Source organism: Saprospiraceae bacterium (assembly GCA_016709995.1).
Taxonomy (GTDB): domain Bacteria; phylum Bacteroidota; class Bacteroidia; order Chitinophagales; family Saprospiraceae; genus JADJLQ01.
In genome coordinates this window covers 949,764-963,976 of sequence record JADJLQ010000002.1, presented here as the reverse complement: position 1 = coordinate 963,976, position 14,213 = coordinate 949,764, and the positions used below count along the sequence as shown (strand labels likewise).

Sequence of the window (14,213 nt, the reverse complement as noted above, 5' to 3'; positions counted from 1 at the left end):
ATTAAAAATTGATTACCTTATAAAAAATAGATTTGAATTGCCTGGTGAAAAATTTTAGCATTGTGGTTTGAATTTCTGTAAAAGAAATAATGCTTGACTTAAAAAATAAACTCCGTTCAAGAAAGGCAAATAGTCAAAGGACCCTGGTTTAGGTTGCTTAGATTTAGGTAATACTATAGGTAGATGAAAACTGATCTTATCCAAAAAGGGGTTTGAAAAACTCATATTAGTTATTTTGGGGTTAACTATTATAACACAATGATAACAAAATAATTTCCTCAAAAACTAAAAAATGATAATTTAATCAAAAAATTATTATTTGACTTAAATTCAAATTTTTGTGTTACCTAATGGTGAGGCTTTAGAACTTCCAAACAACCTGTGGTGAAATTTACTATAGCCCAAAAAAATGTTAAATTGGATTCCAATCAAAATGTAAGAATTGCTATTCGAGCCGCTCTCGCTGACTAGGAAAACAAGTGGTTCCAATGCTGTAGCGGCAGATGGCGCTTTCGAGGTCGCCTCCTGCCTTGCGGGTCGCCATTTCATTTTATTTTTGAAAATGAACTTCCATGCGGGTATAGTGAGAATCAATGCTAAGTACATCTCTCAGTCTTCCATCGTTCTGTGCAGTGTATACCATGGTGAATAAGCGTTTTTGAGATATTTTCATGAAAATTTTAATGGAATGCCTTACTCCTCACTGCCTGATCGACAATTCAAGTCAGTAAGTTTTGAATCTCAAGTGTTTACTGACAGCCCCGATCCTGTCTTGAAACCAAATCATTGTTGGGGAAACAATTGCCTGAAGGCAGTGTTGTGGGTACATATCGACGAAGGTTGGGATCATAGAGTGCATCTTCAATAAATATTCGTAGGCTTTCCAGCTCGTTAGCGCTGAGATTCAGTGGTTTAAAGTCAAATGCGAGCTGGGTCACAGGGACATTTGCATTGGTAGGAGTAGCATTGTTTTTGTATTCAAGGACTTCCCTCACTGTTACGAACTGGGCACCGTGTCCATAAAAGGGTGAGTCTTTGAGATTATATAGCTGCGGTACTTTGAACTTAAACATGTCTTCGGCCTTGCCTGTAAATCCTCCTCTACCCTTGTGCTCCGCTTTAGGACCGGAAGCATTGACGGCACCATACTGGCCATCGCTCAGGTCATTCATGCCCAGAGCATAAAATTCCATGACATTGAGGGCTGGACCTGTGTGGCAGGATACGCAATTGGCTTTGCCAAAAAACAAGGCGGCTCCATCTTTTTCATCCTCAGTCATGGCACTGGCATCACCCTGTAACCATTTTTGGAAAGGTGACTCATTAGCTAAAAGAGTACGCTCATAAGCTGCGATGGCCAGGCCTGCATTGACCCGGGTAAATCTTTCTTCTGGTGTAAGGCCTGGAAAGGCCAGGGCAAACAGGGTGGGATATACCGGCATCTGGGCAATACGATCTACATCTATCTTCATCCGGTGGACATTGAGACCTGCGATGGCCTGGGTCTCCACCCCCTGAAAACCAAAATTGTTGTTTTCTTTTGGAGTGCCTGCGGTCCAGTTGGCTTCTGTGCCCACATTTCTTCCGGTAGCTCCAAACTGTCCATTCCAAAGGACGATCTCCTGGTAAGCCATATTCATAGCAGATGGAGTACGGATAGGTTGGACATCGACTTCCAGGTCTGTGAAGGTCGCAAGTTTTTTACGCCCTTCCCCCTTTCTGCCAAAGCCTACTCCTCCTTCTGAAAGTCCCTGAGCTATACCTGCCTGGAAACCCGCATCTACATGATGACAGCTGGCACAGGAGTAAGTCTCCATGCTTGCAGTTTTCAATGGACTTCGTGCAAGACAGGTCTCGTGGAATAAGAGGCGTCCCAGCTCTACTTTGTAGGCAGTGATGGGGTTTTTAGGATCCTGAGGAATCTGGGAAAAGTCTTTGCCGGCCGGCATTTTGAAATAATCAAGGCCTTTGCCGTTGGAAGCGGTATTGAGAATGGAGGTGAGGTTCTTATCCAGAGACTCGCTGCTGTTTTTTTGGCAAGAGACGAGTAGGAGAAACGAACTCAAGAAAACCAGACCAATATGTGGGGTAAACAAAGACTGTTTCATAAAAAATAATTTAAAATAAACTAAATAAGCAAGTATCGTACCAGATGTCAGATCTTTTGTAAGAACGAACGAAAAATGGGATTATGGGTAAAGATGGGGGTTTTTTGGGGAAGTGCTTGGAGGAAAAAGTTGGGGGTTGATTCTGATAAAAAGCAAGAGGCGGCCCTGAAGGCGCCACTTGCTGGGGAAGCGCGGTCGATGGCAGGCGGTGCTTTCGGAGCACCCTGTGCATTTGCACCTCCTGCCTTGTGCGGTAGGCCGCTGAAGTGCTTGGGAATAAAGTTGGGGGTTAACTCTTGAGAGAAAGCAAGAGGCGGCCTCGAAGGCGCCACTTGCTGGGGGGAAGCGCGGTCGATGGCAGGCGGTGCTTTCGGAGCACCCTGTGCATTTGCACCTCCTGCCTTGTGCGGTAGGCCGCTGAAGTGCTTGGGAATAAAGTTGGGGGTTAACTCTTGAGAGAAAGCAAGAGGCGGCCTCGAAGGCGCCACTTGCTGGGGGAAGCGCGGTCGATGGCAGGCGGTGCTTTCGGAGCACCCTGTGCATTTGCACCTCCTGCCTTGTGCGTTAGGCTGCTGAAGTGCCTGGGGGGAAAAGTTGGGGGTCGACTCTTGAGAGAAAGCAAGAGGCGGCCTCGAAGGCGCCACTTGCTGGGGAAGCGCGGTCGATGGCAGGCGGTGCTTTCGGAGCACCCGGTGCATTTGCACCTCCTGCCTTGTGCGGTAGGCCTTCGTCGTTTGAGCAAGAAAAAATATTTTTTACTTTTGAAAATGAACTTCTATTCTAATCAACTCTTCCATGTTTACAATCAAGGCAATAACCGACAAATAATTTTTCATTCAGATCATCATTATGAGTACTTTCTGTGGAAAATGAAAGCTTATTTACTTCCATTTGCAGATATAGTAGCTTATTGTTTAATGCCAACCCATTTTCATTGGTTGCTTTATGTGCGCCAGACAGTTGTCGATAGAAAATCATTTAGAGAGCATGTGGATTACATCGAAAATATGAGAAGGAAAGAACTTTATGGTTGTGCAGCAAAGATGGTTGACAATGCTGTTGGCAGAAAAGCGCCTGCAAATACAACCATTCAATTAAACGAATCAATCGGAGTGTTACAGATGGCATATACCCGCGCCATCAACCAAGAAAAAGGATGGACCGGGAGTTTATTCAGAAAAGAGTGTAAGGCTAAAGATGGTTGGATCGATGAGTTTGTTACCCTTAGAAAAACGAATGGGTTAATTGATTCAAGATTTTCCAGCGGATCAGATTATGCCTTTACTTGTTTTAATTACATTCATAATAATCCCAAAAAAGCAGGATTGGTAAAAGAAGCAATTGAATGGAAATATTCTTCTGCTAAGGATTATTCAGAACTGGGAAGAGAAAGTATTTGCAATTTGGATTTGGGAAGGGAGTTGATTGATCACATTTAGGGACTTTGAGACAAGACAAGAGGCGGCCTCGAAGGCGCCACTTGTCGGGGGAGGTGCCGGGTGCCGGGTGCGGTAGCGGGCAGGCGGTGCTTTCGGAGCACCCGGTGCATTTGCACCTCCTGCTTTGTGCGGTAGGCTGCTGAAGTGCTTGGGGATAAAGTTGGGGGTTGATTCTTGGGAGAAAGCATGAGGCGGCCCGGAAGGCGCCACTTGCTGGGGGGAAGCGCCGGGTGCCGGGTGCGGTAGCGGCAGGCGGTGCTTTCAGAGCACCCGGTGCATTTGCACCTCCTGCATTGTGTGGTAGGCCGCTGAAGTGCTTGGGAATAAAGTTGGGGGTTGATTCTTGAGAGAAAGCTAGAGGCGGCCTCGAAGGCGCCACTTGCTGGGGAAGCGCGGTCGATGGCAGGCGGTGCTTTCGGAGCACCGTGCATTTGCACCTCTGCCTTGTGCGTTAGGCTGCTGAAGTGCTTGGGAATAAAGTTGGGGGTCGACTCTTGGGAGAAAGCATGAGGCGGCCCTGAAGGCGCCACTTGCTGGGGAAAGCACGATCGATGGCAGGCGGTGCCTTCAGAGCACCCGGTGCATTTGCACCTCCTGCCTTGTGCGGTAGGCTGCTGAAGTGCTTGGGGGGAAAAGTTGGGGGTTGATTCTTGAGAGAAAGCAAGAGGCGGCCTCGAAGGCGCCACTTGCTGGGGGGAAGCGCGGTTGATGGCAGGCGGTGCTTTAGGTGCACCCGGTGCATTTGCACCTCCTGCCTTGTGCGGTAGGCCGCTGAGGTGCTTGGGGGAAAAAGTTGGGGGTCGATTCTTGAGAGAAAGCAAGAGGCGGCCTCGAAGGCGCCACTTGCTGGGGGGAAGCGCGGTCGATGGCAGGCGGTGCTTTCGGAGCACCTCTGCCTTGTGCGTTAGGCTGCTGAAGTGCCTGGGGGGAAAAGTTGGGGGTCGACTCTTGAGAGAAAGCAAGAGGCGGCCTCGAAGGCGCCACTTGCTGGGGGGAAGCTCAGTCGATGGTCACCACCACCGCCTGGTCATCTTCGCCCATCTAGGATCTATCGGCGACTTTGCATTTTCTTTCTTATCAGGCATTATTCTATTATCGTGTTCTTTCTCTTTAGCCACATTCACCGCCCTACCGATAGCACCTGCACCCCATCTATTCCGGATATGATCGAGTTCATTGAGCAGGTTCATATCTTCTTCTTTATCATCGAAGAGATTGATCTGGTAGTGACCATGTACCAGGCCGCTGTATTTGACCCCGATGAGGCGGATCATCTGGCGCCGCTCATAGAGTTTGTCAAAGAGGTCGTAGACCTGGCGCAGCAGGATACGATCATTAGAGGTATAGGCTACGCGGACCTGGCGGGTATAGGTATTGAAGTCGGCATAGCGGATTTTGACCGTGACGACGGAGCATAGTTTTTGAGATTGACGCAGTTCGAAGCCCAGCTTTTCGACCATACTGAGCATGATATTTTTGATCTTGCGCAGATCGAGGGTATCCTGGCCAAAGGTTTGTTCGTGGGAGATGGACTTAGCTTCGCTATAGGGTTGTACGGGGGTAGGGTCATAGGCATTGGCGCGCTCCCACATGACCTTGCCGGTCTTGCCAAACTCGCGCTCGAGCAGGCGCGGGGGGATCTCACTCAGTACTTTGAGCGTACGCACGCCCATAAAGCTGAGTTTTTTATAGGTAGCCTCGCCGATGCCGGGCATCTTGGAGGTAGAGAGGGGGGCGAGGAAGTCTTTTTCGGTGCCTTTGAGTACTTCTTTGGTACCATTGGGCTTGGCCTCGTTGGTACCGATCTTGGACACCGTCTTATTGACAGAGAGGGCGAGGGAGATGGGCAGGCCGATCTCGCGGAGGAGCTTCTGCCGCAGCTCGAGGCTCCACTGATAACAGCCAAAATAGCGGTCCATACCGCTGAGGTCGAGGTAAAACTCGTCGATAGAGGCTTTCTCCATACAGGGTGCATCGGCTTCGATGAGCTCGGTCACCTGGCGGGAGTATTCGCTATAGGCATCCATATCGCCGCGCAGGATGATGGCATCAGGGCAGAGACGGCGCGCCATCTTCATCGGCATCGCCGAGTGCACTCCATATCGCCGCGCCTCATAGCTGCAGCTCGCCACTACCCCCCGGTCACCGCTGCCACCGATGAGTAGGGGCAGACCCTTAAGGGCGCTGTTGCGCAGCACCTCTACGGAGACAAAGAAGGAGTCGAGATCCATATGGAGAATGGCGCGGTCGTACATTTGGTCGAATATATAGACAAATATAGGTCGTATTTTGAGACAAGTCCGGATAGTATAGAACTTTTTGAAGGTATTGGTTGTATATAATATTAACTAATATGAATATGAAACACACAAAAGAAAATTGGACTCTAATTATAAGCGGTGCAGCAATATTAATTTCCTTCTTTGGTTTATGCCAATCAAATAAAGCTAATTCGATTTCATCCGAATCTAACATTCTATCCAATCGGGCATTAAATTTTCAAAAAAACTCCTTTGATAAGGTGTATTACCGAGATAGCATACAAAATGTAGAACAAAATAAGCTTGTAGATAAACAACTTCTTTTAGCTGAAATGCAGACTCAAAATCAAATGAGGCAAATTTTAATTGATAGTACATTTTCTGCGAAACAACTTAATTATATATCAAAAGAGTATAAAATCAAGCAACTAGAAGAGGCTAAACAGTATATGAAAGAATTGTCAGAATTAAAAACATTAATAACTGAGATCAAAGATGTTCAGGTGAAGATTAATCTAAATCCAAATGATTCAGCTGACAAGTTAGAATACGATAGAATGATTCAATCAATTGCAACCAATATCAACAGAGGAAGAAGCAACCAACTTATATTTTCAAATAAGGAAATTGAAAACAAATGGGAGTCGATTTATGAAAAGGTTTATTTCACTCAATTCGCTCTAAATAGTCGAGATCGACGAGGAGCTTCAACAATTAGTGATAATACTACCTATTTCAAAATAGTAAAGAGCCTATTTAATGGTATCAATGCTGACATAAAATCAGTTGACTCTGTCGCCGCGAGAAAATATTTTACAATGAATAAATAAAAAATATTTAAGCCGAAGCCCATATTTATGAGTGTCGCTCTCCAAGAAATATAGAAAGGATTTTATGATTAAAGATTATTTTTTACTAATCTAAAAAGACTTGGATGGAAATCAACTGCCTTCATAACGAAGTCCATTAAATTCAATATTTTAACTATAATCTGCGTATTGATACGAAATTTATTATAGATTTTTTCGCATCAATACGAAAATTACCAATGTTATATGTGCAGTTCCACCCCATCATCTACTCAACACCCCGGTCACCAACTCCCTCACCCGATGCCCCTGTGCATCGATCGCTTCTATCCTAAATATATAGATCCCGGTATTGGATAGTTGATTGCGGTCATCCAGGCCATCCCAGGACAAGCTGCCTTCGCGCGCGAGGAGCAGGTTATTGGCCAGTCTTTTGATGGGATGACCCCTGTCATCATAGATATATATATGAGCGACATAGCCAGGTCCGGGCAGGGTATAATCCAGGTAAAAGAGATCATCTATGCCATTATGATCCGGAGTGAATACTTTTTGCTTGGCTGTAAAAGAAGTGACCGTAGTCGTGGAGGTCACAGAGTTTTTTGAAGTCGGGGTACCATAGCCAACGGTACCTGCCGCAGAATGCCAGTTTGACTTTGTCGGTGGCAAATTGTAATCAATGCGCTCGAGCGCTACCCCGTCCTGGGAATTAAGAAAACGATCATGGTAGGTTTTGTCATAGGAGCAGGAGTCTATCAAAGTGCGGGATGCGGTCATCAGGCTGAGCTGACCCTGGTCATCTGGAAGGGAAGGCAGGGATTGGGAAATTAATTGGTCTGGGTGATCTACCGTATATCGATCCAAAACGAAGGAGGGGCTTGCGCTCAGTACCCAATAAGTGCCGGGCAGCACCAGGGAGGAGGCGGTGATGCTTCGCTCCTGGTTATTCAATTCATTCCTGATGATCAGGTCTTTGAGTGAAAATATTTTGGAGGATCGATTGTACAATTCGACATAGTCGCTGCCACCGGACACCGGATTGAAGAGGATTTCATTGATGACTAGATCGTTTTTTTCAGGTGACTCTACCCTGGCGATAGCGGTGGATACAATATCCGTCGGTAAGCCGTCACAATCCTGAGGTGACATCGTCAGTGTATAGATCACCCCTGAGCTTAAGGCCTGATCAAATATGATATCCAGATGATTACCCAAAGAGGTAAACTGATAACTGATCGGGGGATCCATCTGAAGCTGGTCTTTAACGATAGTGGTCAATAATTTATTCACGTATACCTTTATATGACGATCATCGAGGTAAACCGTGGAGTCAATCTTCAAAGGCAGCCTATAGCCCGCATTAGCGACAGCATTGACTTTGCCCGGAGTACCACCTGTAGGATCGACAGAAGCACGCCAATTAGCTCTCTGATCACAATGATTGGCGGTATTGATCATCTCGAGGGACCAGCCGCCATTGGCTTTCTGACTGTCCTGATACCAACTATCATCATAGGACACGAAGTGAATCTCCTTGCCCGCAAACCAAAGGGACAGCAGGCCATTGGTATTTCTGATCGCAGGCCAGCGGGGAAGCGCTATAACTTTGCCATAGGGCATCAATAATGCCGCTGCGGTCGATTCACACAGGATTACATATTCTCCAGGACTCACTAAAATCGCCGCTGTACCTATCATATAATCCGTCTGGTCAAATCGAAGCGTGAGGTCTGCCAGGTTGATGGCATGATCCGAAGTATTCAATAACTCTACATATTCATACAATGGCAATCCTACCGTAGGACTGGGATCAGCCATGATCTCCGTAATCAAAAGATCTAGGGGATTGATGACCTGGAGTAATTTATATTCAAAGCTGGCCCGGGCATTGAGCGTAATATTTCCCTGCAAATCCTTTAATTGACGGCATATAATTTCAAAAGTGCCGGTAACAAGGGGTTTGGTCAAATACAAATCGACGGATCGGTCCTCAACCTTGACTACTTTCCAGGGCTGTCCTACTCCATTGGATATGACATAGTTTTCAGTATCTGTCGCGGAGATGGAGTCCACAGGCTCGTTAAAAATCAGGCGAACTCTGGCAGAATCAGGTAACACATCGACGATTGATGGAGGAGTCAAGTCAGCTTGTGCAGGTCCCAGGTAGATATCGTCAAAGAAAAACTTATCCTTGCGCGTCGAGGTATAAATACAGGATAGAATACAATAAGCGCTGTCAGAAAACAAATAGCGGCCGGGATCAGATATTGTCCATTCTTCATCAAAAGACCTACCTCCGGCATAATCTGCTGCTAAAGTCCAGGATCCCGGACGCTGCCAGGTGAGGAGTACTCGTGCCATCGAAGGATCATTGGCCAGTGCTCCGGCTGACCCAACAGCAAGTAAGGTACTAACACCATTTTTTTGCTTATAAAATTTGAAAGCATCGGTATTATTATTTTCGCCTACTTCCAGGTAATAGGCATTGGCTGCACCAGGGATACTGTCATCCGCCAGTATATATAATCGCAGTTTATTATTATCAGAAGGAGCAAATGCCATTTTAAACCAAATCTCCCATTGTGCTACTGAGTCTGGTTGTATTAGCTTATAGATGGATGAAATGCCCAGATCATTGCCCAGGCTTTGCAGTTTTTTATCTGTAGTGATTTTAAAATCGTTGACTTGACCTTTCCAGCCACCTATGGTGAACCAGGCACTATCTTCAAAGGTTTGGGTGACCTGAGCATGTGCAGATATAAAAAAAAACGTTATAAGAATAAAAGATATGTATCGAATCACCTTGCTAAAAGTATAAAGAAATTGAAACTCCTTATATTTGCGCCCTCAAATTAATAAATAAGTTAAAATGAAAGTTGCTTGTGTTGGTGCTACCGGACTCGTAGGTACTGTGATGTGCCAGGTATTGGAAGAAAGATCTTTTCCAATTACTGAATTTATACCTGTCGCTTCTGAAAAATCAGCAGGACAGAAGTTTACATTTATGGGAAAAGATTATATCATCCACACTTTGGCAGAAGCTGTAGCAAAAAAACCGGATATAGCACTATTTTCTGCTGGTGCCAGCGTATCTCTGGAATGGGCACCAAAATTTGCAGCGGAGGGCACCATCGTAGTAGACAATTCATCTGCCTGGCGCATGGATCCTTCAAAAAAACTGATTGTACCTGAAGTCAATGGCCATACTATTACGAAAGAAGATAGGATCATCGCCAATCCCAATTGTTCCACTATCCAAATGGTCGTGGCACTAGCTCCTCTGCATCAAGCATTTGGCATCAAGAGATTGGTCATCTCCACGTATCAATCGGTGACGGGTACCGGTGTCAAAGCAGTAAAACAATATGATCGTGAACACCAGGGTGAGGTCGTACCCAATGAAGAAAAAGCCTATAAGTATACCATTTTTGAGAATGTTATCCCACACTGTGATGTATTCCTGGATAATGGTTATACCAAAGAAGAAATGAAGCTGGTCAATGAGACAAAAAAGATCATGGGAGATCCTACTATCAGGATCACAGCTACGGCAGTGAGGGTTCCTGTCAAGGGCGGTCACAGCGAAAGTGTCAATGTAGAATTTGATAAAGATTTTACCATCGAAGAAATAAGACGACTATTGTCTGAGGCTGATGGCATAGAATTAATCGATGACATGGCAACTTTCAAGTATCCAATGCCGTTATATGCTAAAGGGAAAAACGAAGTATTTGTAGGCCGATTACGCAAAGATGAGTCTCAGGAAAAGACACTGAATATGTGGATCGTAGCTGACAATCTCCGCAAAGGTGCAGCCACCAATGCTATACAGATAGCAGAATATATGATGAAACATGAATTAATACCCTTGGATCTGGTGACTGCCTGATAGGCCATCACTTTCAAGTTTGTACCATAAATATTATTACTAACAAGGAATTACGACTTATACTTTATGAAAACAAGAATCGTCTTTTGGGGAACAAATGCAGCTAACGAAAAAGTACTTGTAGCCTTACAATTGGATCTCGAGCAAAACAAAGTACACGAATGGATTTTACCCCAGGCCCAGGTCACCGAAGATCTTGCAAATGCTTTGATGAAGGATTGGAGAAATGAAAAAGAGTTTGTATTTCCTGAGTTTGCGCAACACTCCGAGAAACCTTTGACGGCATCTGAGTCCCTCCTTTCAGAAGGTATCAAGTCAGACAAAGACGATATCATCACCCGGGCCCAAACTGAATGGCATTTTATAGTACTTTCTCATAAACTCAAACAAGGATTCGAGCAAGAGTTTCAGGACCTTAAAGAGAAAACAGAGAAATTGTCCAAGTATGAGAATGAAGTCTGGGAAGAATTAAAAACATTTTGGGACAAAGTGCAAAACCAGGTCAAAGACCGGAATTTATTCAGAGAGCATGCCCAAATATTGCGGGACGGTACCAATTCATTATTTGAGCACCTCAAGAAGTTAAGAAAAGTAGTTGACGAAGAATTTGATAAGTCTTCCAGAGATATTGTAGCTCAATTCGAGCACAGTCTTGAACAAATAGGACAAAAACTGAATAAAGGACTCGGCTTGCAACCCATATTTGAAGAATTAAAACAACTTCAATCCAAGCTGCAACAGTCCGAAATGAATCGGAATGACCGGGGATCTGTCTGGGATCAAATAGATCGACTTTTCAAACAAATTAAAGAGAAGAGATCCGGTGGAAAAGATGGAAAGGAAGGCACCCCAGGTTCTGAAAGAATATCACGAAGGTATGATGGCCTGGTGGAGGCACTTAATAAGATGCAATCTTCCATCAAAAGAGATTATAGTGACCTTGAATTCGAGAAAAGAAAAATTGCAAATTCTGAAGGACAACTTGAGGCTCAAATCAGGCAAGCCAAGATCACGATGATCGATGAAAGAATAAGATCCAAGGAGGAGAAATTAAAAGATATGAACGCCACCAAACTGGATCTGGAGAAAAGAATAGAACAAGAAAAACAGCGGGATATCCGAAGGCAAGAAAAGGAAAAACTGGATCAGGCAAAGCATGCAGCCGAAGATAGAATCAAGGATGAAATGCGTAAAGCTGCCGAGGCTCGTAAAGACGATGATCGAATAGAAAAAGCCGCTGAAGCCATCACCGGAGCCAAAGCGGATCATCATGACCATATCATCGATGTGATCGGCACTACTTTAGGCGAAACACTTGAAGATGTAGCAGATACCGTCAGGGCAGTCTCTGAGGTGTTAAGTGAAAAACTACACGACTTTGTAGATGAGCTCAAGGGTGAAAAACCTGAGGCCGAGGATAAGGCATAGGCAGGCTGAGGTTTTTAGTAATTCTTCCCTTACGCAAGGTCTATGCTTCGTTATATTATTGTGTTATTATGTTGCTTGTGCTGGGCTCATAGCCATGCACAATTTTCCACTCCGGAGGCTCATGAGCTATATGTATTAAAATCCTCTACCCCATTAATCATAGATGGTGCTTTAGATGAGCCCATTTGGAGTCAGGCGCAGCCAGTCGGAGATTTTTGGGAAAAATTTCCATCGGATAAAGTCAGAGCTACTCTGAATACTACGGTACAGGCAGCTTATGATGACAAATTTTTGTATTTCGCTATTACCTCTTATGATAGCACGGATCGGTATATAGCTAAATCCCTCAAACGAGATGCCTCAGTGAGGGATCAAGATGGCATCGTGGTGATCCTGGATCCTATCAACAACAAAAGCAATGGATTTGGGTTTTCAGTCACTCCGTATAATGTGCAATCCGAATACCAGTTTAGTGCCAATACAGGCTCGATGGACTTAAGCACCGCCTGGGATAACAAATGGATATCCAATGTAAAGCGATATCCTGACCGCTATGTCGTCGAAATGGGGATACCCTTTAAAACTCTGCGATTTGATGCTAAGATTAAGACCTGGGGAGTCAATTTTATTCGCAGTGATCAGAAAAACAATAAGTTTTATACCTGGACCAATGTGCCGGTGCAGTTTCCTGGATTTGATATTGGTTATCTTGGGTCATTGGTGTTTGAAGGGGAACTACCTTCGGTAAAAGGCAATGCATCCCTGATACCCTATGTCACAGGATCATTACAAAGGGATCCTGAAAATCTTATTTCCACCAAAGCTAAAATCAATGCCGGATTTGATGCCAAATTATCTTTAACCCCTTCACTCAATCTTGACCTTACCGCCAATCCTGATTTTTCTCAAATTGAAGTAGATGAGCAAGTCACTAACCTGACCCGATTTGATGTGTTTTTCCCTGAGCGCAGGACTTTTTTCCTTGAAAACGATGATATATTTTCTTCATATGGACCACCACCATTTCGTCCATTTTTTTCCAGAAAAATCGGACTGGACAAAGATGGCAACCCCATCCCTATAGTATTCGGTGGCAGACTCAGTGGCAATCTCACCGAAAAGCTTAGAGTTGGCCTAATGAATATGCAGACAGCAAGGAAGGGCGATGTAGCTGCCCAAAACTATTCTGCCATCTCGGTGCATCGACGGATATTCAACAGATCATTGATCAAAGGCTATTTTTTAAATCACCAATCCAATCTCACGGCAACGGAAGAGAAAAACAACCCTCTTGATAAATATGGTCGCAATGCAGGTCTGGACATTCAACTCTCTGACAAACCAGGATCCTGGCAAGCATGGGGAGGATACCATACCTCCTTCAAACCGGATATCAAAGATCAAAAAAAGTTTATCCAGACCGGAGGCGGATATTTTGGAAGAAAACTTAATAGCATAGTGGATTACAATATCATCGATAAAAACTATTATGCGGATATGGGTTTTGTCAATCGCATAGAAACTTTCGCCAGCAAAGGAAATAATTATGACCTGGGTGATACTACTTTTCGAAACGGTTTTCAATTATTATACAACCAGAATGATTTTTTTTTCTACCCAAAAGATAAAAAAATCGTGCGCCATAGCATAGGCCTTGAAAATGTAGCCACCTGGTTTATAGATGGGAGTTTTAGTGACCGCAGTCATATCCTGAGCTACAGAATGTTTAGGAAAAATGCCTCATTGCTGGAGATGACTTTAAATGTACAGCAAGACAATCTGCGCTATTATTTTCCTTTGCCTTCTGACAAACCACTTGAGCCGGGTATCTATCATTACAATAATGTAGGCTTGCTCTACGAATCAGATTCGAGAAAAAATATCTTATTCACCGGGGGTGTCCGACTAGGTCAGTACTATAATGGTACCATCCATCAATATCGAGCCGGAATAACTGTGCGACAACAACCACATTGGAATATCACCCTAACTGCAGAATTTAATGATCTTCAATTTCCTAAAGGGTATGGTGACACCCAATTATGGCTCATCAGTCCTAAGACGGAAATCAATTTTTCAAACAATCTATTCTGGACTACTTTTTTTCAATACAATACCCAACAAACTAATTTTAATATAAACAGTCGTATTCAATGGCGGTACAAACCGATGTCTGATTTATTCCTGGTCTACACGGACAATTATTTTACAGATACTTTTATTAACAGGAATCGGGCTATTGTTTTTAAATTGAATTATTGGTTGACGGTGTGAGCGGG

8 protein-coding genes are annotated in these 14,213 nt (G+C 44.4%); 5 read left to right on the top strand and 3 right to left on the bottom strand.

The window, feature by feature from the left end:
• Positions 1–749 precede the first annotated feature (749 nt).
• On the bottom strand, positions 750–2,108 hold the full coding sequence (locus IPJ09_18215; protein MBK7373332.1) for a cytochrome-c peroxidase: 1,359 nt from the start codon (positions 2,106–2,108) through the stop codon (positions 750–752).
• An 869-nt stretch (positions 2,109–2,977) separates the two neighbouring features.
• Between IPJ09_18215 and IPJ09_18210 the strand changes: the two genes are divergently transcribed.
• Complete coding sequence (locus tag IPJ09_18210; GenBank protein MBK7373331.1) at positions 2,978–3,547, top strand: hypothetical protein; 570 nt, start codon at positions 2,978–2,980, stop codon at positions 3,545–3,547.
• A gap of 1,010 nt (positions 3,548–4,557) precedes the next feature.
• Here the strand turns inward: IPJ09_18210 and dinB are convergent.
• On the bottom strand, positions 4,558–5,802 hold the full coding sequence (gene dinB / locus IPJ09_18205) for a DNA polymerase IV (GenBank protein ID MBK7373330.1): 1,245 nt from the start codon (positions 5,800–5,802) through the stop codon (positions 4,558–4,560).
• Positions 5,803–5,906: 104 nt separating this feature from the next.
• Here dinB and IPJ09_18200 point away from each other — a divergent pair, with 104 nt between their 5' ends.
• Positions 5,907–6,638: a hypothetical protein gene (locus IPJ09_18200; GenBank protein MBK7373329.1), complete on the top strand. Its 732-nt coding sequence runs from the start codon at positions 5,907–5,909 to the stop codon at positions 6,636–6,638.
• Between the two features lie 243 nt (positions 6,639–6,881).
• On the opposite strand, the gene IPJ09_18195 is transcribed toward IPJ09_18200, so the two are convergent.
• The gene (locus IPJ09_18195; protein MBK7373328.1) at positions 6,882–9,419 is read right to left on the bottom strand and encodes a lamin tail domain-containing protein; all 2,538 of its coding nucleotides are present in this window, start codon (positions 9,417–9,419) and stop codon (positions 6,882–6,884) included.
• A 67-nt stretch (positions 9,420–9,486) separates the two neighbouring features.
• Between IPJ09_18195 and IPJ09_18190 the strand changes: the two genes are divergently transcribed.
• The 3 genes from IPJ09_18190 (at position 9,487) to IPJ09_18180 (ending at position 14,208) form a co-directional block, all read left to right on the top strand.
• Positions 9,487–10,506, top strand: coding sequence for an aspartate-semialdehyde dehydrogenase (locus IPJ09_18190; protein ID MBK7373327.1), 1,020 nt, complete (start codon positions 9,487–9,489; stop codon positions 10,504–10,506).
• A 66-nt stretch (positions 10,507–10,572) separates the two neighbouring features.
• Positions 10,573–11,934, top strand: coding sequence for a hypothetical protein (locus IPJ09_18185; protein MBK7373326.1), 1,362 nt, complete (start codon positions 10,573–10,575; stop codon positions 11,932–11,934).
• A gap of 75 nt (positions 11,935–12,009) precedes the next feature.
• Positions 12,010–14,208: a carbohydrate binding family 9 domain-containing protein gene (locus tag IPJ09_18180; GenBank protein MBK7373325.1), complete on the top strand. Its 2,199-nt coding sequence runs from the start codon at positions 12,010–12,012 to the stop codon at positions 14,206–14,208.
• Positions 14,209–14,213: the final 5 nt, after the last annotated feature.